Annotated in this window: 21 protein-coding genes; 7 read left to right on the top strand and 14 right to left on the bottom strand. The window is 69.6% G+C overall.

Going from position 1 to position 23,707, the window contains the following annotated elements:
- Positions 1-81 precede the first annotated feature (81 nt).
- Positions 82-543, top strand: coding sequence for an NUDIX domain-containing protein (locus tag DFP88_RS01165; RefSeq protein ID WP_110812614.1), 462 nt, complete (start codon positions 82-84; stop codon positions 541-543).
- Here the strand turns inward: DFP88_RS01165 and DFP88_RS01160 are convergent.
- From DFP88_RS01160 to DFP88_RS01150, 3 genes are read right to left on the bottom strand one after another with little or no spacing between them, the layout of a single operon-like run.
- On the bottom strand, positions 513-1,622 hold the full coding sequence (locus DFP88_RS01160) for a zinc-binding metallopeptidase family protein (protein WP_110812613.1): 1,110 nt from the start codon (positions 1,620-1,622) through the stop codon (positions 513-515). The genes DFP88_RS01165 and DFP88_RS01160 overlap by 31 nt on opposite strands.
- A 42-nt stretch (positions 1,623-1,664) precedes the next feature.
- Positions 1,665-2,486: a DMT family transporter gene (locus DFP88_RS01155; RefSeq protein WP_110812612.1), complete on the bottom strand. Its 822-nt coding sequence runs from the start codon at positions 2,484-2,486 to the stop codon at positions 1,665-1,667.
- Between the two features lie 60 nt (positions 2,487-2,546).
- Positions 2,547-3,194: a TetR/AcrR family transcriptional regulator gene (locus DFP88_RS01150; protein ID WP_181418531.1), complete on the bottom strand. Its 648-nt coding sequence runs from the start codon at positions 3,192-3,194 to the stop codon at positions 2,547-2,549.
- Between the two features lie 148 nt (positions 3,195-3,342).
- On the opposite strand from DFP88_RS01150, the gene DFP88_RS01145 reads away from it, so the two are divergent.
- Together DFP88_RS01145 and DFP88_RS01140 are read left to right on the top strand one after the other, a co-directional pair.
- Positions 3,343-4,545, top strand: a complete 1,203-nt coding sequence (locus tag DFP88_RS01145) for an efflux RND transporter periplasmic adaptor subunit (protein WP_110812611.1) — start codon at positions 3,343-3,345, stop codon at positions 4,543-4,545.
- Between the two features lie 2 nt (positions 4,546-4,547).
- Entirely contained in the window at positions 4,548-7,685 is a 3,138-nt protein-coding gene (locus DFP88_RS01140) for an efflux RND transporter permease subunit (RefSeq protein ID WP_110812610.1), read from the top strand.
- A gap of 27 nt (positions 7,686-7,712) precedes the next feature.
- On the opposite strand, the gene DFP88_RS01135 is transcribed toward DFP88_RS01140, so the two are convergent.
- From DFP88_RS01135 to hisD, 11 genes are all read right to left on the bottom strand, one after another.
- Entirely contained in the window at positions 7,713-8,780 is a 1,068-nt protein-coding gene (locus tag DFP88_RS01135; protein ID WP_245904626.1) for a c-type cytochrome, read from the bottom strand.
- Complete coding sequence (locus DFP88_RS01130; protein ID WP_110812609.1) at positions 8,777-9,361, bottom strand: cytochrome c oxidase assembly protein; 585 nt, start codon at positions 9,359-9,361, stop codon at positions 8,777-8,779. Before DFP88_RS01130 ends, DFP88_RS01135 begins: the two co-directional genes overlap by 4 nt.
- Positions 9,358-9,780: a hypothetical protein gene (locus DFP88_RS01125; RefSeq protein WP_110812608.1), complete on the bottom strand. Its 423-nt coding sequence runs from the start codon at positions 9,778-9,780 to the stop codon at positions 9,358-9,360. The genes DFP88_RS01130 and DFP88_RS01125 overlap by 4 nt, the downstream gene beginning before the upstream one ends.
- A gap of 14 nt (positions 9,781-9,794) precedes the next feature.
- Complete coding sequence (locus DFP88_RS01120; RefSeq protein WP_110812607.1) at positions 9,795-12,365, bottom strand: cbb3-type cytochrome c oxidase subunit I; 2,571 nt, start codon at positions 12,363-12,365, stop codon at positions 9,795-9,797.
- On the bottom strand, positions 12,362-13,342 hold the full coding sequence (locus DFP88_RS01115) for a cytochrome c oxidase subunit II (RefSeq protein ID WP_110812606.1): 981 nt from the start codon (positions 13,340-13,342) through the stop codon (positions 12,362-12,364). Before DFP88_RS01115 ends, DFP88_RS01120 begins: the two co-directional genes overlap by 4 nt.
- A 116-nt stretch (positions 13,343-13,458) precedes the next feature.
- Positions 13,459-14,151 carry an RraA family protein gene (locus tag DFP88_RS01110; RefSeq protein WP_110812605.1) on the bottom strand — a complete coding sequence of 231 codons (693 nt, stop codon included), beginning with the start codon at positions 14,149-14,151 and terminating at the stop codon, positions 13,459-13,461.
- Entirely contained in the window at positions 14,151-14,849 is a 699-nt protein-coding gene (locus tag DFP88_RS01105) for an alpha/beta fold hydrolase (RefSeq protein ID WP_110812604.1), read from the bottom strand. The genes DFP88_RS01110 and DFP88_RS01105 overlap by 1 nt, the downstream gene beginning before the upstream one ends.
- On the bottom strand, positions 14,849-15,973 hold the full coding sequence (locus DFP88_RS01100) for a cobalamin-independent methionine synthase II family protein (protein ID WP_110812603.1): 1,125 nt from the start codon (positions 15,971-15,973) through the stop codon (positions 14,849-14,851). Before DFP88_RS01100 ends, DFP88_RS01105 begins: the two co-directional genes overlap by 1 nt.
- Positions 15,974-16,031: 58 nt before the next feature.
- Complete coding sequence (locus DFP88_RS01095) at positions 16,032-16,997, bottom strand: cupin domain-containing protein (RefSeq protein WP_181418558.1); 966 nt, start codon at positions 16,995-16,997, stop codon at positions 16,032-16,034.
- A 52-nt stretch (positions 16,998-17,049) separates the two neighbouring features.
- Positions 17,050-17,811 carry an SDR family NAD(P)-dependent oxidoreductase gene (locus DFP88_RS01090; protein WP_110812601.1) on the bottom strand — a complete coding sequence of 254 codons (762 nt, stop codon included), beginning with the start codon at positions 17,809-17,811 and terminating at the stop codon, positions 17,050-17,052.
- Positions 17,808-19,142, bottom strand: a complete 1,335-nt coding sequence (gene hisD / locus DFP88_RS01085) for a histidinol dehydrogenase (protein WP_110812600.1) — start codon at positions 19,140-19,142, stop codon at positions 17,808-17,810. The genes DFP88_RS01090 and hisD overlap by 4 nt, the downstream gene beginning before the upstream one ends.
- A gap of 252 nt (positions 19,143-19,394) precedes the next feature.
- On the opposite strand from hisD, the gene DFP88_RS01080 reads away from it, so the two are divergent.
- The 4 genes from DFP88_RS01080 to DFP88_RS01065 all read left to right on the top strand — a co-directional run bounded on the left by DFP88_RS01080 (position 19,395) and on the right by DFP88_RS01065 (position 23,707).
- Entirely contained in the window at positions 19,395-20,633 is a 1,239-nt protein-coding gene (locus DFP88_RS01080; RefSeq protein WP_110812599.1) for an ABC transporter substrate-binding protein, read from the top strand.
- Positions 20,634-20,725: 92 nt separating this feature from the next.
- Positions 20,726-21,760, top strand: a complete 1,035-nt coding sequence (locus tag DFP88_RS01075) for a carbohydrate ABC transporter permease (protein ID WP_110812598.1) — start codon at positions 20,726-20,728, stop codon at positions 21,758-21,760.
- Positions 21,761-21,768: 8 nt separating this feature from the next.
- Positions 21,769-22,644, top strand: coding sequence for a carbohydrate ABC transporter permease (locus tag DFP88_RS01070; protein WP_110812597.1), 876 nt, complete (start codon positions 21,769-21,771; stop codon positions 22,642-22,644).
- 4 nt (positions 22,645-22,648) lie between these two features.
- A complete protein-coding gene (locus tag DFP88_RS01065) occupies positions 22,649-23,707 on the top strand; it encodes an ABC transporter ATP-binding protein (protein WP_110812596.1) in 1,059 nt (352 codons plus the stop codon).

Genomic DNA, 23,707 nt, shown 5'->3' with positions numbered 1-23,707 from the left:
CGATCATAGCGCGCCGCGGCCCATGTCCAGCCCTGATGCGGGGCCTTGCGCGGACCGGCGCCGGGACGCAGGCTGCGCGCGATGACGCCCCCTGCCCCCTTGCCCCGCCTCGCCGTGCGCGCCGTCCTGCTGCACGAGGACCGGCTGCTGCTGGTCAATGCCTATGCAGGCCGGACGGATCTGTGGTGCGCGCCCGGTGGCGGCGTCCTTGCGCATGACTCTCTGCCGCAGAACCTGCAGCGCGAGGTGCAGGAAGAGACGGGGCTGGAGATCGCCGTCGACGCGCCGTGCCTGGTGAACGAGTTCCACGATCCCGAGCGGGGCTTTCATCAGGTCGAGGTCTTCTTTCGCTGCCGCCTGCTCGCCGGCGACCCCGAGGGCGACTGGCGCGACACGGAGGGCGTCGTCGGCGCCCGGCGCTGGGTGACGCGAGATCAGATGGAGGGGCTGCGGGTCAAGCCCGAGGGGCTGAAGGCCGCGGCCTGGCCCGCCCGGGCAGCAGAGCCCCTGCTTTACGACCCGCTCGAGCCTCTGCTGCCCTGATCCCGCGCCTCCTGCACGAGGCGCTGGACGAAGCCGATCTTCTCGACCGCCGGTTCGGGCAGCACGAAGGGATAGATATCCGCCTGCCCCATCGCCCGGTTCAGCGCATTGAGCGCGGTCGAGACCGGCACCCAGGCCCGCATCAGGGGCGCGACCTCCTGCAGGCGCATGGGGTCGAAATCGACCTGGCCGGCGATCACCGCCTCGTCCGGGGCGCCGACAGCGCTGTAGATCGTCAGGCCAAGCGAGCCGGCCATTTCCAGCGTATCGACGATGTGCAGGTAATGCGCCCAGGTCTCGGCCCAATCCTCCCATGGGTGCATGCTGGCATAGGGCGAGACGTGGCGTTCGGCCCAGTCCGCGGGCGGGCCGTTCTCGTAATGCCGGTTCAGCGCCCCTTGGTAATCCTCGCGGTCGTCGCCGAAACGCGCGCGGCAGGCCTCGAGATGGCCACCGTCGCGCACCAGCAGATCCCAGTAGTAATGGCCGATCTCGTGGCGGAAGTGGCCCAGCAGGGTGCGATAGTCCTCGCCCATGCCGATGCGGCGCTTCTCGCGCTCGGCATCGTCGGCCTCTTCAAGGGCGATGGTCACCACGCCCGAGGCATGGCCGGTCATCACCGGCTCGGCGCTGCCCTCCTGGCTGAGGAAATCGAAGATCAGCGGCTCTGGATGGCCCGTGCCGGCAAGCGGCAGCGGCAGGCCGAGGCGCAGCAGCGTGTAGATCAGCCGGCGCTTGGCAGTCTCGATCCGGATCCAGCGGGCCTTCGCCTCGGGCGCCGACAGATCGGGGATCATCCGGTTGTGACGGCAGGCGGTGCAGAGCGCGCCTTCCTTGACCGGCGCCGTCTCGGGCGCCGGGATAAGCCAGTTGCAGGCGCCCTGCTCCCAGTTGGCGCAGAAGCGGTAGCGGGCAGAAGGATCGGGATCGGCATCCGCGATCCAGCGCGGCCCCTCGGGCCTGAGGCTGGTCATCGTGCCGAGGTCGGGCGAATAGCCGACCGTGCGGCTGCAATTGAGGCAGCTTTCGTTCTCGAAATAGAGGGTTTGTCCGCAGTGCGGGCAGTGAAACAGTTTCATGGGCTCTCGGGGGTCAACGGCGCGGCTTAACGCCCCGCTGCCTCAGGGGTTCCGCTGCGGCAGAAGCGACAGGGCGAGCCCGCCGATCACGATGGCCGAAGAGAGGATCAGCCGGGCCGTCAGCGCCTCGCCCAGCATCAAGCCGCCCAGCGCCGCGAGCACGGGCACCGACAGCTGCGCCACAGAGGCCCGCGTCGCGCCCAGCCGCGGCAGAAGGCCGTACCACAGCCAGTAGCCCAGCCCCGAGGTCACCGCCCCGGCGAGCATGGCGGTCAGCGCGCCGCCGGCCGTCACCGGCCCCGACAGGGCGAGGAGCGGCAGCAGCATCGGCGTGGCCAGCGCGAAGGCGGCGGCAGAGGCGGCCAGCGGATCGCGCACGCCGCGCCCGCGCAGCGAGAAGAGGCCCCAGCCCAGCGCCGAGGCCGCCATCAGCCCCGCCCCCAGCGGCGCGATCTGCCCGCCGGGGCGCAGCAGCACCGCAAGGCCCAGCAGCGCGACGCCCGCGCCGATCCATCGCAAGAGCGGCACCCGCTCTCCGCCCAGAACGGCGCCGGCGAACATGGTGATCTGCACCCCGCCGAAAAGGATCAGCGCGCCGGTGCCGGTGTCGAGGCTGCGGTAGGCGAGGCTGAAGCCCGCAAGGTAAAGCGCCAGCGCCGCCGCATCCCAAAGCCCCGCCCGCCGCCAGGCCGGCCCGCCGCCGCGCGCCCAGGCCAGCAGACAAAGCACCAGCGCCCCCGAGGCGGCGCGGATCACGGCAAAGGCCTCGGGCGCGGTGCCGTATTGCGCAACGCCGAGGCGGGTCAGGACGGAATTCGCGGCGAAGGCCGTCATCGCGAGGGCGGTGAGAAGAAGAAGGCGCATGCCCCCTTCCCTGCCCCAGCGCGCGGCGCAGCGCCAGAGCCAGACCCGGTGGGGGCGCGGCTAGCGCGCGTCCGTGCCGCGCAGGAAGACGGTCAGGCCCAGCTCGAAGCGGGCCCGCATCTCTGCCAACGAGGGGCGCCGCGCGGGATCGAGCAGCAGGTCGAGGACCGGGATCTGCACCATGTCCTTCAGCAGCGCGGCTGCCTGGGCGGTATCCGTCGGCGGCAGTTCCCCCCGCGCGACGCCGCGATCCAGCTCCGCGCGGATCATCTCGCGCAGGGCGCATGGTCCCCGCTCAAGGCAGGCCCGCCCCAGAAGCGGATCGGTCCCGCCGGAGGCGACGCCGATGCGCAGCACCTCGATCGGCAGCTCGGAGATCGGCAGGTCGAGCCGCGGCTCGAGCATCTGCCGCAGCCGGTCTTCCAGCGGCAGCGCCTCGTCCGCGGGGTCGAGGGGCCGGAAGAAGCCGTTCCGCAGCCGCTCCATGAAGGCGAGGATCAGGCTCGTCTGGTCGGTGTAGAGGTCGTAGAGCGTGCGCTTGGACATGCCCGCCCTCTCGGCCACGGCGGTCATGGTCAGCGTCTCCATCCCGCCGTCGGCAAAGACCGCGCCCACGGCATCGAGGATCAGCGCGCGCCGCTCCTCCGCGCTCAGAACGACGGGGCGCCCCCGCCGCTTCGGCGCCGTCTCCTCCGGCTTGGCTGCCATGACGGTTCCTCCTCCCGGGTGGGGCATACCTAGCCCCCGCACGATGATTGTGCAGCACCAACTGTTTACAATACCGGCGCGTTTTGTAAAAGCCCGCGGCGGCGCGGCAGTCCCTCTTCCATGCCGTGTGACCACAAGGAGCTTCCCGATGCCCGCAGCGCTGCGCCTCATCCGACCCGCGATCGCCCTGTGCCTGGCCCTGGCCGGCGCGGCCTCTGCCCAGGAGGGGCAGCCGCCCGCCGCGGTGACGGTGCAGACCATGCAGCCGCAGGACGTCACGCTGACCGCGACGCTGCCCGGCCGGGTCCGCGCCTCGGCGCAGGCCGAGGTGCGCCCGCAGGTCAGCGGCATCATCACCGAGCGGCTGTTCACCGAAGGTAGCCATGTCGAGGAGGGCGATGTCCTCTACCGTATCGACCGGGCCAGCTACGAGGCCGCCTATGCCTCGGCCGAGGCGGCGGTCGCGCAGGCCGAGGCGCAGCTTCGCGCCGCCGAGCGCGAGGCCGAGCGCGTGCAGCAGTTGCAGGAGCGCGGGATCAGCAGCCAGTCGACCGAGGATACCGCCGTCTCGACCCGCGACGCGGCGCAGGCGCAGCTTCAGGTCGCGCAGGCGCAGCTTCAGACCGCCCAGATCGACCTCGACCGCACCGATGTGCGCGCCCTGCTGACGGGCGAGATCGGCTTTTCCGAGGTTAGCGCGGGCGAGCTCGTGACCGCCGGACAGGCGACGGCCCTGACGACGATCCGCCAGCTCGATCCCGTCGACGTCGACGTCACGCAATCGGCGGCCGAGCTGATCGCCTGGCGCCGCGACGCGGCGGAGCAGGCGCAGGAGGGCGATGCCCCCTCCGAGGTGACGCTGATCCTCGCCGATGGCAGCCGCTATCCCTATGCCGGCACGCTGTCCGCCGCCGAACCCTTCGTCGACGAGCAGACAGGCGTGGTCGTGCTGCGCATCACCTTCGGCAATTCCGACGGGCTGCTGCTGCCGGGCATGTACGTTCAGGTCGAGATGCCGACGGGCACCGTTCCGGACGCCGTCCTCGTGCCGCAGCAGGCCGTGACGCGCGACCGCCGCGGCAGCCCCCTCGCCCTCGTCGTGGGCGAGGACAACATCGTCGAGCAACGCGCGCTGACGATCCGGCAGGATCGCGGCGCCGACTGGGTCGTCACGGGCGGCATCGAAGCGGGTGACCGCCTTATCGTCACCGGCGGGCAGAACGCCGCGCCCGGCGCCCCGGTCTCTCCGCAGGAGCCAGAGGGGGCCGCGCCGCAGGAGGCCGCACAGGCCGAGGGCGAACAGGCCGAGACCGACGGCGCGCCCGAAGCCGCCAGCGCAGAGGGCGAATAAACATGTCACGCTTCTTCATCGACCGCCCGGTCTTCGCCTGGGTCGTCTCGATCCTGATCATGGGCGTGGGCATCCTGTCGATCCTGCGCCTGCCCATCGCGCAATACCCGCAGATCGCACCGCCCAGCGTCAGCGTCTCGGCCAGCTATCCCGGCGCCTCGGCGCAGACCGTGGCCAATACCGTCACGCAGGTCATCGAGCAGCAGATGACCGGCCTCGACGGGATGCGCTACATCTCCTCGACCTCCTCCTCGGCGGGGACGGCCAGCGTCACCCTGACCTTCGAGACCGGGACCGACCCGGACATCGCGCAGGTGCAGGTGCAGAACAAGCTGGCCCAGGCCACCCCGCTGCTGCCCGAGCCGGTGCAGCGGCAGGGCGTGAGGGTGCAGAAATCCGCCGCCGGCTTCCTGATGGTGATCTCGCTGATCGCCGAGAACGGCGAGTACGACCAGACCGACCTCGGCGACTACCTCTCGAGCAACCTCGTGGACGAGCTCAGCCGGATCGAGGGCGTGGGCAGCGTGCAGGTCTTCGGCGGGCAATATGCCATGCGCATCTGGCTCGATCCCTCGCGGCTCGCCGCATACGAGCTGACGCCGACGGATGTCGTCAATGCCGTCAGCAGCGAGAATGCGCAGATCTCGGCCGGCGCTTTCGGCACCCGCCCCGCCCCCGAAGGGCAGATGCTGAACGCCACGATCACGGCCCAGTCGCTGCTGAGCACGCCCGAGGATTTCGAGCAGATCGTCCTGCGCTCGGACGTGGACGGCGGGCTCGTGCTGCTTGACGACGTGGCCGAGGTCGAGATCGGTTCGGACAGCTATGCCTTCGAATCCCGCTACAACGGCGAGGCCGCCGCCGGCATGGCCGTCAGCCTTGCCCCCGGCGCGAACGCGCTGAACGTCTCGGAGGCGGTGACGGAGCGGATGGCCGAATTCGCCGAGTTCTTCCCCGAAGGGATGGACTACGTGATCCCCTACGACACCACGCCCTTCGTCGAGATCTCGATCGAGGAGGTGGTGCACACGCTGATCGAGGCCATCGTTCTGGTCTTCCTCGTGATGCTTCTGTTCCTGCAGAACCTGCGCGCGACGCTGATCCCGACGCTGGCGGTGCCGGTCGTGATCCTGGGTACCTTCGGGGTGCTGGCGGTCTTCGGCTATACCATCAACACGCTGACCATGCTGGCGCTGGTGCTGGCCATCGGCCTGCTGGTCGACGACGCCATCGTGGTGGTCGAGAACGTCGAGCGGGTGATGGAGGAAGAGGGCCTCTCGCCGCGCGAGGCGACGCGCAAGTCCATGGGGCAGATCACCGGCGCGCTGATCGGCATCGCCATGGTGCTCTCGGCGGTCTTCGTGCCGATGGCCTTCTTCGGCGGATCGACAGGCGTCATCTACCAGCAGTTCTCGATCACCATCGTCTCGGCCATGGTGCTGTCGGTGATCGTCGCCGTGACGCTGACCCCGGCGCTCTGCGCGACGCTGCTCAAGCAGAAGCACGGCCACGCCAAGCGGCGCGGCCCCTTCGGCTGGTTCAACGCGGGCTTCGACCGGGTCCTTGGCGGCTACGGCCGCTCGGTCGGCTGGATCCTGCGGCACACCGTGATCGTCGGCATCCTCTACCTCTCGCTCGCGGGGGGGATGGTCTGGATGTTCCTGCGCACCCCCACCGGGTTCCTGCCGGAAGAGGATCAGGGCGTTCTCTTCACCATGGTCCAGCTGCCGACCGGCGCCACGCTGGACCGCACCACGGACGTGCTCGAGCAGGTCGAGACGCATTTCCTCGAGAACGAATCCGAGAACGTGCGCGCCGTCTTCGACGTGGCCGGCTTCGGCTTCGGCGGACAGGGGCAGAACATGGCCCTCGCCTTCGTGCGGCTGACCGACTGGGAGGAGCGGACCGATCCCTCGCAAAGCGCGCAGGCCATCGCGGGCCGCGCCTTCGGCGCCTTCAGCCAGATCCAGGATGCGATGGTCTTTCCCATCGTGCCGCCGGCGATCCCCGAGCTTGGCAATGCCTCGGGCTTCGACTTCTTCCTGCAGGCACGCGGCGGGCAGACGCATGAGGAGCTTCTGCAGGCGCGCAACCAGATGCTGGGCCTTCTGGCACAAAGCCCGCTGATCGCCTCGGCCCGGCCCAACGGGCTGGAGGATGCGGCGCAGTTCAACATGGACATCGACTGGCGCAAGGCCGGGGCCATGGGCCTTTCGGCGAGCGACGTCAGCAATATCCTGTCGATCGCCTGGGCGGGCCGCTACGTAAACGACTTCGTCGACGCGGGCCGGATCAAGAAGGTCTACGTGCAGGGGCAGGCCGACAGCCGTTCCACCCCCTCGGACCTTGAACAATGGCGGGTGCGCAATGCCTCGGGCGGGCTGGTGCCCTTCGCCAACTTCGCCACCGGAAGCTGGCAGCAGGGGGCGCAGGGGGTCAATCGCTACGATGGCTTCCCGGCGATGCAGATCCAGGGCGACCCGGCAGAGGGCGTGACCTCGGGCGAGGCGCTGGCCGAGATCGAGCGGCTGGCGGGGCAGATCCCCGGCTTTCAGGTCGCCTTCACCGGCCTGTCGCTGGAAGAGCGGGAATCGGGCAGCCAGGCCCCCCTGCTCTACGCGCTCTCGCTCGCGGCGGTCTTCCTGTCGCTGGCGGCGCTGTACGAAAGCTGGACGATCCCCTTCGCGGTGATGCTGGCGATGCCGATCGGCATCTTCGGCGCCCTCGTCGGGGCCTGGCTGGGCGGCTACGAGAACGGGGTGTTCTTCCAGGTCGGCCTGCTGACGGTCGTCGGCCTGACCGGCAAGAACGCGATCCTGATCGTCGAGTTCGCGCGCGAGAGGCTGGAGGGCGGAGAGTCGCTCCTCGTGGCGACACGAGAGGCCGCGCAGCAGCGCTTCCGGCCCATCGTCATGACCTCCATGGCCTTTTCGCTGGGCGTGCTGCCGCTGGTCCTTTCGACCGGCGCGGGCGCGGGCGGGCGCAATGCCATCGGCTCGGGCGTGCTGGGCGGCACGCTTTCGGCCACGGTGCTGGGCGTGCTCTTCGTGCCGCTGTTCTTCGTGGTCGTGATGCGGCTCTTCGGCCGCCGGAAAAAGGCCGAGGCGCAGCCCGAAGAGACGCGGCTGGCGGCGGAGTAACCCGCCGGCCCCGCCGCGGGGCGGTGCCTAGCGCGCCGCCTCGGGCGCCAGCCCGGCGTAGTAATCCGCCAGCGCGGCGATATCCGCATCGGTCAGGTCCCGCGCCGCCGCCTGCATCAGCGGCGCGAGGGCGCCGCCGCCGCGACCCCCCTCTCGCCAGGCAAGAAGCTGGTCCTGCAGGTAGGCGCGGTCCTGCCCGGCGAGCGGCGGGAATTCCTCCGCATCCTCGCCCTCACGCGCGCCGGCGCTGGTCCCCGGCCCGTGACAGGCGGTGCAGGCAGGCACGTCGCCGGTGCCCGCGCGCGCCAGCGCCGCGCCCTCCTGCGCCAGCGCGAAATCCCCGGCGGGCTGCGGCGCGGGTTGCCGGGCCAGCCAGGTGGCCAGCGCGGGCAGTGCGTCTTCGGGCACAGCGCTGGCCGCATGGGCCATGATCCCGCTTTGCCGCCGCCCGTCGCGGTACTGCTGCAGGGCGGATGCGAGATAGGCCTCCGGCAGGATCGACAGATGCGGCACATGGGGAAGCCTGCCGTCGTGGCAGCCGGCACAGTAGCCCGCGCCCTCGGGCCCCTCGACCTGCGGCGTGGCGGTCAGCCCGGCCTGCGTCTCGGGCGTCAGCCCCTGCTGGACGGCCGAGAGATAGGCCACGACCGGCCAGATCCCGTCCTCGCGCGCGCTCGGCCAGGCCGGCATGCCGGAGAAGTGGACGCCGGCCCAGACGATCTGGTGCAGCTCCGCCGGGGTCCAGCCTGCCACGGCCTCGGTGATATGCGGCGGCGGCGGCTCCATCGCGCGGATCGTCGCGGTGCGCTCTTCTCCGGGGACGGCATGACAGCCGCGGCAGGCGGCGTCGAAGTGCCGCGCGCCAAGCTCGACCAGCCCGGGCTGATCGAGGTCCGGCACCTCCGACGGCGGCGGCGCGCGGCGGCGCACCGAGCTTTCGAAGACCTGGTGGATCGCCTCCGCGACGATCCGCGGCTCCGTCCAGCGGGCGGAGGTGTTGAAGACCCCGAGGAAGATCACAGCGACGGCGGCGACAAGGCCGATGCCGGCCAGCGTGCCCAGCGTGGCAAGGACGGTGCGCAGGCGCTGGCTCATGGGGCGGCCTCCTCCGGGGTCAGGGCGCGGGCGGTCAGCATGAGGCCCGCGACAAGGTAGACCGGCGTGCCGATCGCCAGCATCAGAATGCCGCCTAGCTGCTGTCCCGTCAGGTCGGGGGCGTAGCCGCACCAGGCGGCGTAAAGATCGCGCGGCGCCAGCACCAGAAGCGTGCCCAGCAGCGTCATGTGCATCGATGTCAGCAGCAGCCCCCCGGCCCCGGCCAGCGGGCTGGGGGCGCGAAGACAGCCGGCCCAGACCAGCAGGCCGGCCAGAAGGAAGCTTCCCTGTTCGGCCAGACGGCCCAGCGGCGTGGTCCAGGCGAGGCCATGCGCCTGCGGCAGGTGCCAGGCCCAGACCAGCGCGAATTCGGCCGCGGCGGCGAGGAGCGCGGGGATCGCCAGCCAGCGCGCGAGGCGCGGCAGGCCCAGCACCAGAAGCGGCGCGGCGATCGCGACGATGGTCATGTGCCGCAGCATGAAGCCCGCGAATTCCCCCAGCCAGGCGGTCAGCGGCGCGGTCCAGACCAGCGCCAGAAGCGCCAGCCCCAGCGCGGCGGCGGGGGCGCGCAGCCCGGTCATGCGCAGCTGCCGATGAAGATCAGCGGCAGCGTGACGTAGCAGACCGCGATGAAGGAGATCAGCGCCAGCAGGAAGGCCGCGTGGCCGAGAAAGCGGTGCCGGTCCTCGGAGATGCCGCGCTCGTGCACCCAGTCGCCCGAGGTGCGCACATCCCAGCGCCGGAAGGCGAACCAGCCGATCAGGGCGATGCCCGCCAGCGCCAGCACCGTCGCGCCGATCAGCCCGGCGCGCAGCACCCCCAGCGAGAAGGCCTGCTGCCACTTGGCGCAGTAGATCGCGACGCCGCAGTAACAGACGAGGAAATGCGCGCACCAGATCAGCGGCGCGATGGTGATCGCCAACAGGCTGTCGGCCTCCTCCGCGAAGGCCTTCTGCTCTTCCTGGTGGCGGGGGGCGTCATCGGTGGCGTCATCGGTCATGGATGCGGAGCCTCCTACAGAAGCCGGGGCGCAAGGCCGATCACGGCCGCGCTCACCAGTGCCGTCAGCAGCAGAAAGTGCCAGAACAGCGTGCTGTTCCACAGGTCGGCGTCGTGCCGGGGCCGCAGCTTGCCGAAGAGGATCCCGGCCAGGCAGTAAAGCTGCATGATCACGCCCGGGATCGTATGGGTCACGCACCAGACCATGATCGCCCAGAGGATCGCCGGGTAGACATGGCTGGCCGGCTCGAGGTGCAGCACCGACAGGATCAGCGCGCCGGCCCCGAGCACCGCCAGAAGCGGCGCGAGGGCGAGGCAGGCCATGGCCGCGCCGGAACGCTCCCCCCGGTTCAGCATCCGCGCGCCCAGCGTCAGGCCCCAGCTCGCGAGATAGGCGAGCGCGGCCCCGGCGGCGGGCCAGCCGGCGGCCAGCGGGCTGCCCGCGGGCGGGAAATCGCTGGCCGTCCAGTAGAAGAAGAAGCCGAAGACGACCGAGGCAAAGCCCGTCGCATCGCCCAGCATGGTGATCCAGACCGCCCACCAGCCCACCGCCGCCGGCCCCGAGGCATAGGTCGGCAGGCGCAGGCCCAGCCCGGCCTCGCGCATCTCGTGCCGCGGCGGGCGCGCCGTCGAGGTCCAGAGCCAGTAGAGGATCGTCACCACCGCGAAGGCGGCCGAGACCATGGCCGGCCCGTACCAGTGAAAGGTCGGAAAGATGAAGGCGCCGCCGGTGAAGCCCGCCGCCCAGAGCGTCACCCAGGTCGGGCCCGTCACCTCCTGCACCTGGATCGGGCGGGCGTCGATCACGCTGGTGATCAGCGTCTCGCGCTTCTGCTCGGGGCTGTCGGGCAGGTAGTAGCGGCCCGCGTCCATCCTCTCGACCAGCTTCGGCTCGTCCCAGAGGGGATAGCGCGAGCGGACGAAGGGGATCGAGCGGACGCCCCATTTCGCCTCGGGGATGTCATGCGTCCATTCCAGCGTGCCGGCGTTCCAGGGGTTCCGCGCCACCTGCCCCTGCCCGCCCTTCGGCCGCAGCAGGTCGTAGGCAAAGACGAGGAACCCCGCCGCGATGGCAAAGGCGCCGAGGGTCGAGATCATGTTCAGCCAGCCCCAGCCCAGCCCATCGGGATAGGTGTAGATCCGGCGCGGCATGCCGGTCAGCCCGGTCAGATGCATCGGGAAGTAGCAGATATTGGTGCCCGAGAAGATCAGCCAGAAGGACCAGCGGCTGAGCCGCGCCGAAAGCTGCTTCTTCGCAATGAAGGGGAAGAAGTAGTAGATCCCGCCGATCACCGGGAAGACCATCCCGCCGAAGAGCACGTAGTGCAGATGCGCGACGATGAAGTAGCCGTCGTGCGCCTGGAAATCGAAGGGCGCGACGGCGACCATGACGCCCGTAAGGCCGCCCGTGGTAAAGACCGCCAGCGCGCCCGCGATCCACAGCATCGGCGGGGTCATCTTCACCCGTCCCGCGATCAGCGTGGCGACGAAGCAGAACAGCTGGATGCCGGTCGGGATCACCACCGCCTCCGAGGCGGCCGAGAAGAACCCCAGGCTCAGCGCCGGAAGGCCCGTCGTGAACATGTGGTGCACCCAGAGCCCGAAGCTGATAAAGCCGGTGCCCACCGCCGAAAGGACGATCCAGGAATAGCCGAAGATCGGCCGCTGCGCGACGGTCGGCACCACCATCGCGGCGATGGCGATGGAGGGCAGGAAGACGATGTAGACCTCCGGATGGCCGAAGATCCAGAACAGGTGCTGCCAGAGCATCGGATCGCCGCCGCGCGCGGGGTCGAAGAAGGGCCAGTCGAAGCTGCGCTGCAGCTCGAAGAGGAAATCCCCGGCGATCAGCGGCGGAAAAGCGAACAGGATCATCCCGCCCACGACCATCACGTACCAGGCATAGAGCGGCATGGTGTTCACCCGCATCCCCGGCGGGCGGCATTTCAGCGTGCCGACGATCAGCTCGACCGCGGCGGCGATCGAGGCGACCTCGATGAAGGACAGCCCCAGCAGCCAGATGTCGGAGCCGACGCCCTCTTCCTCCGTCGCGAGGGGCGGGTACATGAACCAGCCGGCCTTGGGCGCCGCGTTGAAGAGGATCGCGCCCAGCACGAAGACCCCGCCGATCACGAAGCACCAGAAGCCATAGGCCGAGAGGCGCGGGAAGGGCATGTCCCGCGCCCCCAGAAGCCCCGGCAGCATCAGGATCGAGATCGCCTCGAACATCGGCACGGCGAAGAGGAACATCATCCCCGAGCCGTGCATGGTGAAAAGCTGGTTGAAGAGATCGGCCGAGATCAGGTCGTTCTCGGGCACCGCGAGCTGCACCCGGATCATCAGCGCCATCACCCCGGCGCAGAGCATGAAGAAGAAGGCGGTCAGCGCGTACCAGACGCCGACCTCGCTGTTGTTGACCGCCGTCCAGTAGCGCCAGCCCTTCGGGGCATCCCATGCGGCGGCAAGCTGGCGCCGCTGCTCGGCCTGAAGCGCTTCGGGCACCGGCTCGGACAGCATGGCCTCGGTCGGCGGATAGGGCCCCTCGGGCCGCGGCACCTCCGGATCGCTGTGGTGGCGGTCGGTCATTGCAGGCCCCGCAGGTAGGTGGCGAGGTCCGACAGCTGCGCCTCGCTCAGGTGGTCGTAGGCCGGCATCTCGGCGCCGGGCTTGAAGGCGGCGGGATCGCGGATCCAGCGCATGAGATCCTCCTGCGCCATGCCCAGCCGCCCGGCGCCCAGCGAATGCCGGCTGCCGACATGCGTCAGGTCCGGCCCGACCTGCCCCACCGCCTCGGTGCCGCGCACCGCGTGGCAGGCGCCGCAGCCTTGCGCGGCAAACAGTGCCGCGCCGCGCTGCGCCTCCGCCCCCTCGGGCGGCCGGGCGTCAGAGGCCTCGTGCGCCAGCCAGGCGTCGAAGGCGGCAGGCTCCATCGCCTCGACCTCGAAGGCCATCCAGGCATGGCTCTCGCCGCAGAACTCGGCGCATTGGCCGCGGTAGAGGCCGGGGCGCACCGGCTCCAGCGACATGCGCGTCTCGCGGCCGGGAAACATGTCCATCTTGCCGCCCAGCGCCGGCACCCAGAAGGAGTGGATCACCCTGTGGCTGTCCAGGCGGAACTCGGTCCGCGCGCCGACCGGCAGGCGGATCTCGTTGGCGGTGCGGATCGGGGCCTCGGCGCCCTCGGGCCAGTATTCGACCCGCCACCACCATTGCTCGCCCCGCACGGCAACGGTCAGCCCGTCGCCCGGGGCGCGCTGGTCCGGCAGGATCGCCAGTCCGTAGGACAGCAGCGCCGCCAGCACCACGGTCGGAAAGAGGATGCCGCCGATCACGATCAGCAGGAAGGAGCCCTTCTCGGAATGGGCGGAGGGGCTGCGGCGGGTGGCCCAGTAGAAGAGCCCGTTCATGAAGAGCCACAGCACCACCGCGCCGCCCAGCATCACGAAGAAGAGCACCGCCAGCACCTGCGCATCGGCGCCGCCCGGCCCCAGCGCGGACTGCCGCCCCGAGCAGCCGGCCAGCAGCAGCAGCAGGGGGAGGAGCAAGGCGGTCAGGCGGGCCATGGGATCCCCCGGAAGACATCGGTTCCGTCCCATAAACCCCGGCGGCACCGGCGAAATCAAGGGCGCGTGACCGCACCCTTCGCCGCGCCCTGCCCGGCCTGCCGGGGTTGCGGCCTTCAGACCCGCGCGGCCTCGAACCGGGCCCAGGCCTCCTCGAAGGCGGCGAAGTCGAAGCCGGGGGCGCGGGCGGCCTCCAGCACGATGGCCTCGGCGGCCTGCATCCGCCCGATCGCTTCGCCGAGGTGCGGGATCACCTCGGGCGGGATCACCAGCGCGCCGTGGCGGTCGGCATGGACCCAGTCCTCCGGCGCGACCCGCAGGCCGAAGACGGTGACCGGCTGCGCCACCTCCAGCACATGCACGAAGGCATGGCTGGGGCCGATGGAGCCGGCGAGAACCGGAAAGCCGGGCGCCATGTCGCCCAGATCGCGCATCACCCCGTTGGTCAGGGCGCCCACCATGCCGAAGCCCTTGTGGATGGTGGTATTCACCTCGCCCCAGTAGGCGCCGACGGGCCGGTCGTCCGCATCCTCGACCACGGCGAGGGTCGGCCCGGTGCCGTCCGCCATGTGGCGGTAGTAGTCCATGCGGCGGGCGCGGATGACCTCCGCCGGCTCCTCGGGCGGGCGGGTCGCGGCGATGCGCGCGGTGCGGGCCTGCCCGACGATGGCCCCGGCTTCGGGGGCAGAGGCGAGGACCGTGCCGCGGGTAAAGGCGTCGAAGCCGCGCCGGCCCTGCGCCACCTCGATGGCGTTGCAGACGGTGGGGGTATCGACCTGCCGCAGCAGGTCCAGAAGCGTCTCGTCCATCAATCCTCCTCCTCGAGCCAGCGCATCAGCGCGGCGGTTGTCTCTTCGGGCGCTTCGAGCGTGGGCAGGTGCCCTGCCCCCTCGACGATCTCCAGCCGCGCCCGCGGCAGCAAATCCGCCATGAGGACATGCCGCTCGACCGGGCAGAGGCGATCGTGCCGCCCGCAGAGGACCAGCGCCGGGGCGTCATGCCCGCGCAGCGCCGCCTGCCGGTCGGGCCGGTGCATCAAGGCCAGCGACTGGCGGCGGAACACCTCGGGCCCCAGTGCCAGCGCCATCTGCATGCACAGATCAAGCACCTCGGCCCGGCGCGGACCGGGGGCGAGGTAATTCGGCTTCATCTCGTCCCGCATCACCTGCGCAAGGCCGCCGCGCGCCACACGCTCCATCTGGGGGACCCGCCGGGCCTGCATCTCCGGCGCCTCGGCCAGCGGGTTGGTGTCCATGAGCGCGACCCGCGCGACGCGGCCGGGCGCCCGGGCCAGTACCTCCATCGCGACGATGCCGCCCATCGAGAGGCCGGCAAGGGCGAAGCGCGGCGGCGCATGGGCCAGCACCTCGGCGGCCAGCGCCGCCGTCGTCTCCTGCCCGCCAAGCGGGGCCACCTGCACCGCCCGCACCCCCGAGAGGGCGGCGATCTGCGGCACGAAGAGCCGCGCGTCGCACATCATCCCCGGAAGCAGGACCAGTGGCAGCATCAGGAGACCAGCGCCGCCCCTTCGGCCATGGCGGCCAGCTTGGCATAGGCGATGTCCGGATCGACCGCGCCGAAGCCGGCAAAGGTGCCGAAGCCGCAATCGCTGCCGGCCATGACCCGTCCGGTCCCGACGAGACCCGTGAACCGCTCAAGCCGCTGCGCGACGAGGCGCGGATGCTCGACGAAGTTCGTCGTGGTGTCGACGACGCCGGGCACCAGCACCTTGCCCTGAGGGATCTCGGCCCGGCGGTCGCGGAAGACCTCCCATTCATGGGCGTGGCGGGGGTTCGAGGTCTCGAACAGCACGTAGCGCGCCTTGGCGGCCATCAGCGTAGCAAAGACCTGATCCATGCCGATATCGCAGACATGCGGCCCCTCGTAGTTGCCCCAGCAGATGTGGATGCGCACCCGCTCCTCGGGGATGTCCTGCAGCGCGTGGTTCAGCGCCTCGACATGGGAGGCGGCGATCTTCACGAACTCCGCATCGGTCAGATCGGCGAAGAGCATGTGCCGCGACAGCGCGAGATCCGGGCAATCGAGCTGCAGGTCGAGGCCCGCCGCCACGATGGTCTCGTATTCCGCCTTCATCGCATCGGCGAGCGCGGCGAGATAGGCCTCGCGCGTCTTGTAATGCGCGTTCTGCAGGAAGAGCGCGATCACCCCCGGCGAGGCCGCGTTCATGAAGCCGCGCGCCGCGCCATGCTCGGCTATCGCCGCCTTGAGGTTCGCGATATCGGTCTCGAGCTCGCCCTGCCCCTTGGAGCGCACCTCGCCCACGCACATCGGGCGCGCATAGTGCGGCGTGCCGCCCGCCTCCGAGATGCGCTGGAGGAAGCCGGGGAAAAGCTTGAGGTCGGCGGGCGCGTTTCTCGGGCTGTCGCCCTCGAAGCCGGTGTAGCGATCCTTCACGTAGGTCGCGTAGCTGATCTTCGACGTCTCGCCGTCCGAAACGACATCGACGCCGGCCACGACCTGCCGCCGCACCGTCTCGGAGACCGCGCGGGTCATCGCGGCCTCGAAGGCGGCGGGATCGTAGGGCGTCCCCCTCTCGCGCGAGAAGATGAAATCGACCACCTCCTGGCTGCGCGGGAGAGAGCCGACATGGGTGGTGAGTATCCTGCTCATCGTCACTCCGTCGTCATGGGGTCCGGCGGCACTGCGGCTGGGCCGCCGGAGGGGGTTTTCAGCCGCGCCAGGTCGGGCCGGCGGGATCCTCGGTCGCCTTGACGCGGTAGAGGCTGGCCTCGCCGGTCATCGCGGGGGCGAGGGAATGGGCGAGGCCCGGCGGGACCGAGAGCGTGTCGCCGGGCGCGAGCGTCGTCTCGCCGCCGTCCCAGGCAAAGCGCCAGTGCCCGCGCATGCCCATCAGGACGGTGTGGCGGTCGTGGCTGTGCATCTCCCCGGGGATCGAGCCGCGGGTCAGAAGCTCCACCTCGAAGCCGGGGCGGTCCTTGAGCCGGGCCTCGGCGCCGATGACCTTCGCCGGCTCCTTCTGCGCGAGGGCCATGAGGTCCCAGTAGCGCGCGACATGGCCCGGCACGACGTCCAGCGCCGCAAGCTCGGGGAACTGCGTCAGCTCCGCCTCGGTCAGCAGCGGCATGGGGCCGACGCCCTCGGGCAAGCTCTGGCCCTTCTTGCTGTCGTAGAGCTTGCCGTTCTCGCCCAGCACGAGGCCGTGGTCCCGCGCGTCCTCGATCACCTGCGGCGCCCAGATCACGCCGCCGCCGGCATCGTCGCCGCCCAGCACCGCCATGATCATCCCGTAATCGGTGCCGATGTTCTCGAAGCCGCGGAAGATGCCGGTGGGGATGTTGATGATGTCGCCCTCTTCCAGCACGACCTCGCCCGCCGTGCCCCAGCGGCCCCAGAAGAAGCGCCAGCGCCCCTTGAGGACGAAGAAGACCTCCGCCGTGCGGTGGCTGTGCAGCGAGTTGCGGCATTTCGGCGGCTGCCCGGCGGCACCGATGTTGAAGCCATGCGCCTCGTTGATGTGCACGTGCTGATCGGCGCTTTCCGAGACGCCGCCGCCGATGATGGTGAAGTTCTCCTTCTGGTCCGAGCCCGGCGTATGGGCGTCGATGAAGGCGGTGCGGCAGGGCTGCAATTCGCCGTAGCGGACGATGCGGCCGGCCATTTCCGTGGGTGTCATGCTCATGTCCCTCAAGTCCTCTCCTGCGCGCGGGCGACCGGCCCGGCGCCCGTCATTCCGCGGTCCAGCCGCCGTCGACCATCAGCGCCGTGCCCGTCACCAGCGCCGCGGCATCCGAGGCGAGGTAGAGGGCGGCGCCCATGATATCCTCGACCTCTCCGGCGCGGCCCAGCTTGATCCGCCCCTCGAGCCAGGCGCGCTTTTGCGGGTCGGCGAAGGTCGGTTCGGTCAGCGGGGTGCGCACGAAGGTCGGGCAGATGGTGTTGATGCGGATGCCCTGCGGCCCCCATTCGATCGCCATGGCCTTCACCATGCCTTCGAGCGCGTGCTTCGAGGCGCAATAAACGGCGCGGTCGATGCCGCCGACCTGCGCCATCTGGCTGGAGATATGGATCAGGCTGCCGCCCCGCCCCGCCGCGACCAACGCGCGGGCGGCCTGTTGCGACAGGAAGTAGGCGGCGCGCAGGTTCAGCCCCATCACCGCGTCGAAATCCTGCGCCGCGGTGTCGAGCGCGGGGGAATGGCGCGCCGTGCCGGCGGCATTCACGACGACATCAAAGGGCGCCCCGTCGAAGAGACCGGCCTGCGCCTCGAGATCCGCGATGTCCATCGCCCGCGCCTCGGCCTGCCAGCCCTCGGCCCGCATCGCCTGCACGGCCTCCTCAAGCGGGCCTTCGCGGCGGGCGACGCAGGTGACATGGGCCCCCGCCTCGGCCAGCGCCGCGGCGCAGCCGAGCCCGATGCCCGACGAGGCGCCGGTGACGAGCGCGCGGCGCCCGCCCAGGCGGAAGGAGGGGGTGCGCGGCAGGATCATTCCGACGCCTCCTGCCCCGCCAGCACCGGCGCGGCCTCGCCGTAAGGGACATTCGCCCCGCCGTAGCGGCGGACCCGCAGGTTGCACTGCTCGGCGTGCCCGACGAAGCCTTCGAGCATGCAGAGCCGGCTGCCATAGGCGCCGATCCCGGCGGCGGCTTCGTCGGTGGTGACGCGCTGGTAGCTGTGCGTCTTGAGGAACTTGCCGACCCAGAGGCCGCCGGTATAGCGGCCGGCCTTCTTCGTCGGGAGCGTGTGGTTGGTGCCGATCACCTTGTCGCCATTGGCGACATTGGTGCGGGGGCCAAGGAACAGGGCGCCGTAGCTTGTCATCTTCTCGAGGTACCAGTCGTCGCGGTCGGTCATCACCTGCACATGCTCGGAGGCGATCTCGTTCGCAAGTTTCAGCATCTCGTCATGATCCTCGCAGAGGATGACCTCGCCGTAATCCTCCCAGCTTTTGCCAGCCGTCTCGGCGGTGGGCAGGATCTGCAGCAGGCGCGCCACCTCGGCCAGCGTGGCCTCGGCCAGGACGCGCGAGGTGGTCAGCAGGACGGCGGGCGAGTTGTAGCCATGCTCGGCCTGTCCCAGCAGGTCGGTCGCGCAAAGCTCGGCATCCACGGTCTCGTCGGCGATCACCAGGGTCTCGGTCGGTCCGGCGAAAAGGTCGATGCCGACACGGCCATAAAGCTGGCGCTTGGCCTCGGCGACATAGGCGTTGCCGGGGCCGACCAGCATGTCGACGGGGGCCATGGTCTCGGTGCCCAGCGCCATCGCGCCGACGGCCTGAATACCGCCCAGCACCCAGATCTCATGCGCGCCGCCCATGTGCATCGCGGCGATGACGGCGGGGTTCGGCTGCCCACGGAACGGGGGCGTGCAGGCGACGATGCGGGGCACGCCGGCGACGCTGGCGGTCAGAACCGACATATGCGCCGAGGCGACCATCGGGAACTTGCCGCCCGGCACGTAGCAGCCGACCGACTGCACCGGGATCGTCTTGTGGCCCAGGATCACGCCGGGCAGCGTCTCGACCTCGATATCGGTGATCGAGGCGCGCTGCGCCTCGGCGAAGCGGCGCACCTGCGCCTGGGCGAAACGGATATCGGCCAGCTCCTGCGGGCTGAGCCGGGCGATCAGCGCGGCGATCTGATCCTCGGTCAGGCGAAAGCTCTCGGGCGCGTAGTGGTCGAAATCCTGGCTGAAGGCGCGCACCGCGGCGTCGCCCTCCGCCTCGATCCGGGCAAGCGCGCGTTCCACGGTATCGCGGACCTTGGCGTCGTCCGAAATGCGCTCCGCCGCCGCCTTGCCCTCTTTGAGATGGATGGCCATGCCGCGTCTCCCCCCTCGCCGCGCCCGATTTTGCAATCGTATGCAATATGCCTAAAGCCGCGCCACCTCGGGCTGCAAGAGAAATCTTCCGGGTTGCAGGGGGCCGCGGCGGCTTGCCGAAACGAAAAGATGAAATGACAGTCTTGTTCTGAAATTTAAGGCGTGCATACGATTGCAAACCGACAGAGTCGCAAATTTTCGGTCAGAAGCCCGAAGGGCCGCACCGACCCCCGACAGGAAGGATCACAGACGATGACCCGTCTTTCTCGTATCAGCGCCGCCGCCCTTCTCGCCCTGGCTCCCGCCGCCGCCCTTGCCGAATGCGGCATCGAGGGCGATGGATCGGTGCGGGTGCTGGCCAATGACTTCAACGCGCTCGACCTGGTGATGGAGCGCGTGAACAGCTGCGCCGGAGACGGCGTCACGGTCTCGGTCAACCAGACCGAAGAGCACAAGAACCTGCAGGTTCCGGCGCTGTCGATCAACCCGGCGGAATATACCGTCGCGGTCATCGCCAACAACTCCCTGCCGCCGCTGCTGAACGCCGGGCTGGCGCGGCCGCTGGACGATCTGGTGGCCGAGTATGGCGACCAGCTGACCGACCAGCAGCTGATCCGCATCGACGGGAAGATCATGGCCGTGGCCTTCATGGTGAACGGCCAGCACCTTTTCATCCGGCAAGACATCTTCGACGAGGCCGGGATCGAGGAGATGCCCGCGACCTGGGAAGAGGTCCTGGAGGATGCGCAGATCATCCGCGACGCCGGGCTGATTGAATATCCGCTCGTCTCCTCCTACGCCCCCGGCTGGGAATTGGCCGAGGAATTCATCAACATGTACTCGGCCGAGGGCGGGCAATTCTTCGCCCCCGGCTCTGCCGAGCCGGCGGTGAACAGCCCCGAGGGCATCGCCGCGCTCGAGATGATGAAGGCGATGACCGAGTTCATGGATCCCGACTACCTGACCATCGGATCGCTCGAGGGATCGAAGATGTGGGGCGCCGGAGAGGCCGCGATCGGCCAGCTCTGGGCCAGCCAGGCCGGGCCGCTGATCGACACCGAGGGCGACTACCCCGAGGTCGCCGCCGAGACCGTGCTGATCGCCGCGCCCTCTGTTGCGGACAAGGGCATTCCCGGCGCCGCCCTGTTCTGGGACGGCTTCTCGATCGCGCAGAACATCTCGGACGAGGATGCGGCGGCCAGCTTCCAGGCGATGATGTACGGCATCGCGCCCGAGCTGGCGCAGGAAGAGCCCACCGGCGCGAGCTGGATGATCGAGGGCTACGAGCCGACCGCCAATGCCGTTGGCATCGTCGCCAACCTCGAGGGCGGCGTCGCCTATCCGACGACGCCCTTCATGGACCTTATGCATTCGGCGCTAGGGACCGAGCTGGTCGATTACTTCCAGGGCAACGAGAGCGCGGAGCAGGCGCTGGAAGGCGTCGAGGCGGCCTATACCGCCGCCGCGCAGGAACGCGGCTTCCTGAACTGATCCGCCTGCCGGGGCCCTGCGGCCCCGGCCCCAAGGGGGGGCCTTAGCGCCCCCCTGACGCCCCTTGACGCCCGCGCCGGAGGCTGCCCGCCATGCCGCACCGAAGCTTCCTGTTCTTCATCCTGCCCTCGGCCATCGCGATGATCCTCTTCATCGCGCTGCCCATCGGCTCGGTCCTCGTGCAGTCGCTTTTCGTCGAGCACGGGCAGATCCTGCACGAGGTCGAGACATGTTCGCCCTTCGGCGGCTGCACCACCGAGACGCGGGTCGATGCCGAGGCGACGAACGCCCTGCGCGCCGCGCAGCCGCTGGGGCGGTTCAACGGGCTGGGCACCTACCTCAACCGCAACCACCTTGCCACGGGCGAGATCGCGGCCTTCTGGTCCGCCTCGGGCAGCTGGGGCCAGTTCTGGAGCCGGGTCTCGCAGCTGCCCTTCTACCGCGCCCTCGGGTTCACCATCGCCTATACGCTGGTCGTGACGCCCTGCGGCATCGCGCTGGGGTTCTGGATCGCGCTGGCGGTGAACCGCATCCCCAAGGTGCTGAAGGGGCCAGTGATCTTCGTCTCGCTCCTGCCGATGATCATCACGCCGCTGATCGGATCGCTGGTGCTCTACTGGATGCTCAACAGCCGCGGCATCCTTGGCCGCGCGCTGCAATGGATTGCCGACGATCCGACGCTTTCCATCGGCTCTTCGGGGCCGCTGACATGGGCGGTGCTGTTCCTTTACGGCATCTGGATCGCGGCGCCCTTCTCCTTCGTGGTGTTCTACGCCGGGCTGCAGACCGTGCCGCAGGACACGCTGGAAAGCGCGATGATCGACGGCGCCAGCCGCTGGGAGCGGGTGCGCTTCGTCGTGATCCCGCACCTCGTGCCGCTGGCGACCTTCGTCGCGCTGGTGCAGCTGATGGACAATTTCCGCGTGCTCGAACCCATCGTCGGCTTCAACGCGCAGGCCCGCGCCACCTCGCTGTCCTTCATCATCTTCAATGACCTGAAGGCCGAGAACGGCCAGCTTTTCGGCAGTGCCGCCGCGACCTCGATGATGACGATCCTCTTCGTGGTCATCCTGCTGATGCCCGTCCTGATCCGCACATGGCGCGACTTCTCGCGCAAGCCAGCCTGAGGATTGCCATGACCGCGCACCGCCCCTCCCGCCTGCTGTCCGTCTTCGCCACGCTCTTCGTGCTGGTCTGGATGGTCACCGCCGGCTTCCCCTTCCTCTGGACCGCCTGGGGCAGCTTCAAGGTCGAGCCCGACTTCTTCAGCCGGGTGGACTGGACCAATGCCCTGACCGGGGTGAACACGGTCCGCCAGACCGGCGGGGCCTTTACCGGGGATGGCTACTACGGCGCCTGGGTGCTGAACGATTTCTGGGCCGCGGCGCTGTCGACCGCCATCGTCACGGTCGCCACCGTGACGCTGTCGCTGATCCTGGGCACGCTGGGCGGCTATGCCCTTGCCCGCTCGGGCTATCGCTATGCCTTCTGGATCCTGATCGTCGCGCTGATCTTCCGCGCGATGCCGCATATCACGCTGGTCTCCGGCTACCTCGTGCCCTTCTTCGAGCTGAACATCTGGGGCACGCTCACCACCTCGATCATCGTGCTGGTGGCGATCAACCAGCCCTTCACCCTGTGGATGCTGCACAGCTTCTTCCTGAGCGTCCCGCGCGATCTCGACGAGGCTGCGATGGTCGACGGCTGCACCCGCTTCCAGGCCTTTCGCACGGTGATCCTGCCCGTGATGTGGCCGGGCATCATCACCACGGGGCTCTTCAGCTTCCTCCTCGCCTACAACGACTTCGCCGTCACCGCGATGCTGCTGCGGCAGGACAACCAGACCATGATCCCCAAGATCGCCAGCTTCCTCGGCTCGATCCAGAACGAGGGGAACGTGATGTTCGCCGTCTCATCCGTGGTCTCGGCGACGGTGCCGCTGTTCCTGCTGGTGATGTTCTTCCAGCGCCAGATCGTCGGCGGGCTGACCGCCGGCGCCGTGAAAGGATAATCCCTTGGCCGAAATCAATCTCAAGGGCATCAGCCGCCGCTGGGGCGACTTCGTCGGCGTCGACGACCTGACGCTGCATATCCCGGATCGCGAGTTCCTCGTGCTGCTCGGCCCCTCGGGCTGCGGCAAGTCCACGACGATGCGGATGATCGCCGGCCTCGAGGAGGTGACGGAGGGCGAGATCTGGCTGGGCGACAAGATGGTGAACCGGCTGGAGCCGAAGGACCGCGATATCTCCATGGTGTTCCAGTCCTACGGCCTCTACCCCAACATGACGGTCTACGAGAACATCCGCTTCCCGCTGCGCATCCGGAAGGTGCCGAAGGACCAGCACCATGAGCGGGTGATGAAGGCCGCCGAGATGGTCGAACTGACCGGCTTTCTCGACCGGCGGCCCGCCGCGCTCTCGGGCGGGCAGCGGCAGCGCGTGGCCCTCGCCCGCGCCATCGTGCGCGAACCCAATGCCTTCCTGATGGACGAGCCCTTGTCGAACCTCGACGCCAAGCTGCGCGTCTCGACCCGGGCGCAGATCGCCAACCTGCACCACACGCTGAAGACCACGACGATCTACGTCACCCACGACCAGGTCGAGGCGATGACACTGGCCGACCGCGTGGTGGTGATGAACAAGGGCGTGGCCCAACAGGTCGCCCCGCCGATGGAGATCTACGACCGCCCCGCCAATACCTTTGTCGCCAGCTTCATCGGCGCGCCGGCGATGAACCTGATCGAGGGCGAGATCGCGGGCGGGACCTTCACCTCGCCCGTGCTGCGCGTCGAGGGGCTGCCGCATCCCGTCTCAGGCCCCGTCACGCTGGGCTTCCGGGCCGAGGACGTGGAGGTCGTCTCCGAGGGCGGCAACCTGTCCGCGCCGGTCTACTCGGTCGAGAAGCTGGGCGATTCCACCATGTTCGCGATCCGCGCCAAGGAGGACATGATCGCGCTCAAGGCCGGCAAGGCGGCGGACATGGAGATCGGCGAGACGGTGCATGCGCGCATCCCGCCGGGCGCCTGCCATGTCTTCGGCCCGGACGGCCAGCGTGTCGAGGCGCCCGGTCTCTAG

The sequence above is a fragment of the Pseudoroseicyclus aestuarii genome (assembly GCF_003217255.1).
GTDB lineage: Bacteria > Pseudomonadota > Alphaproteobacteria > Rhodobacterales > Rhodobacteraceae > Pseudoroseicyclus > Pseudoroseicyclus aestuarii.
The sequence above is the reverse complement of the archived record's forward strand: the minus strand, read 5'-3'. Positions and strand labels throughout refer to the sequence as shown.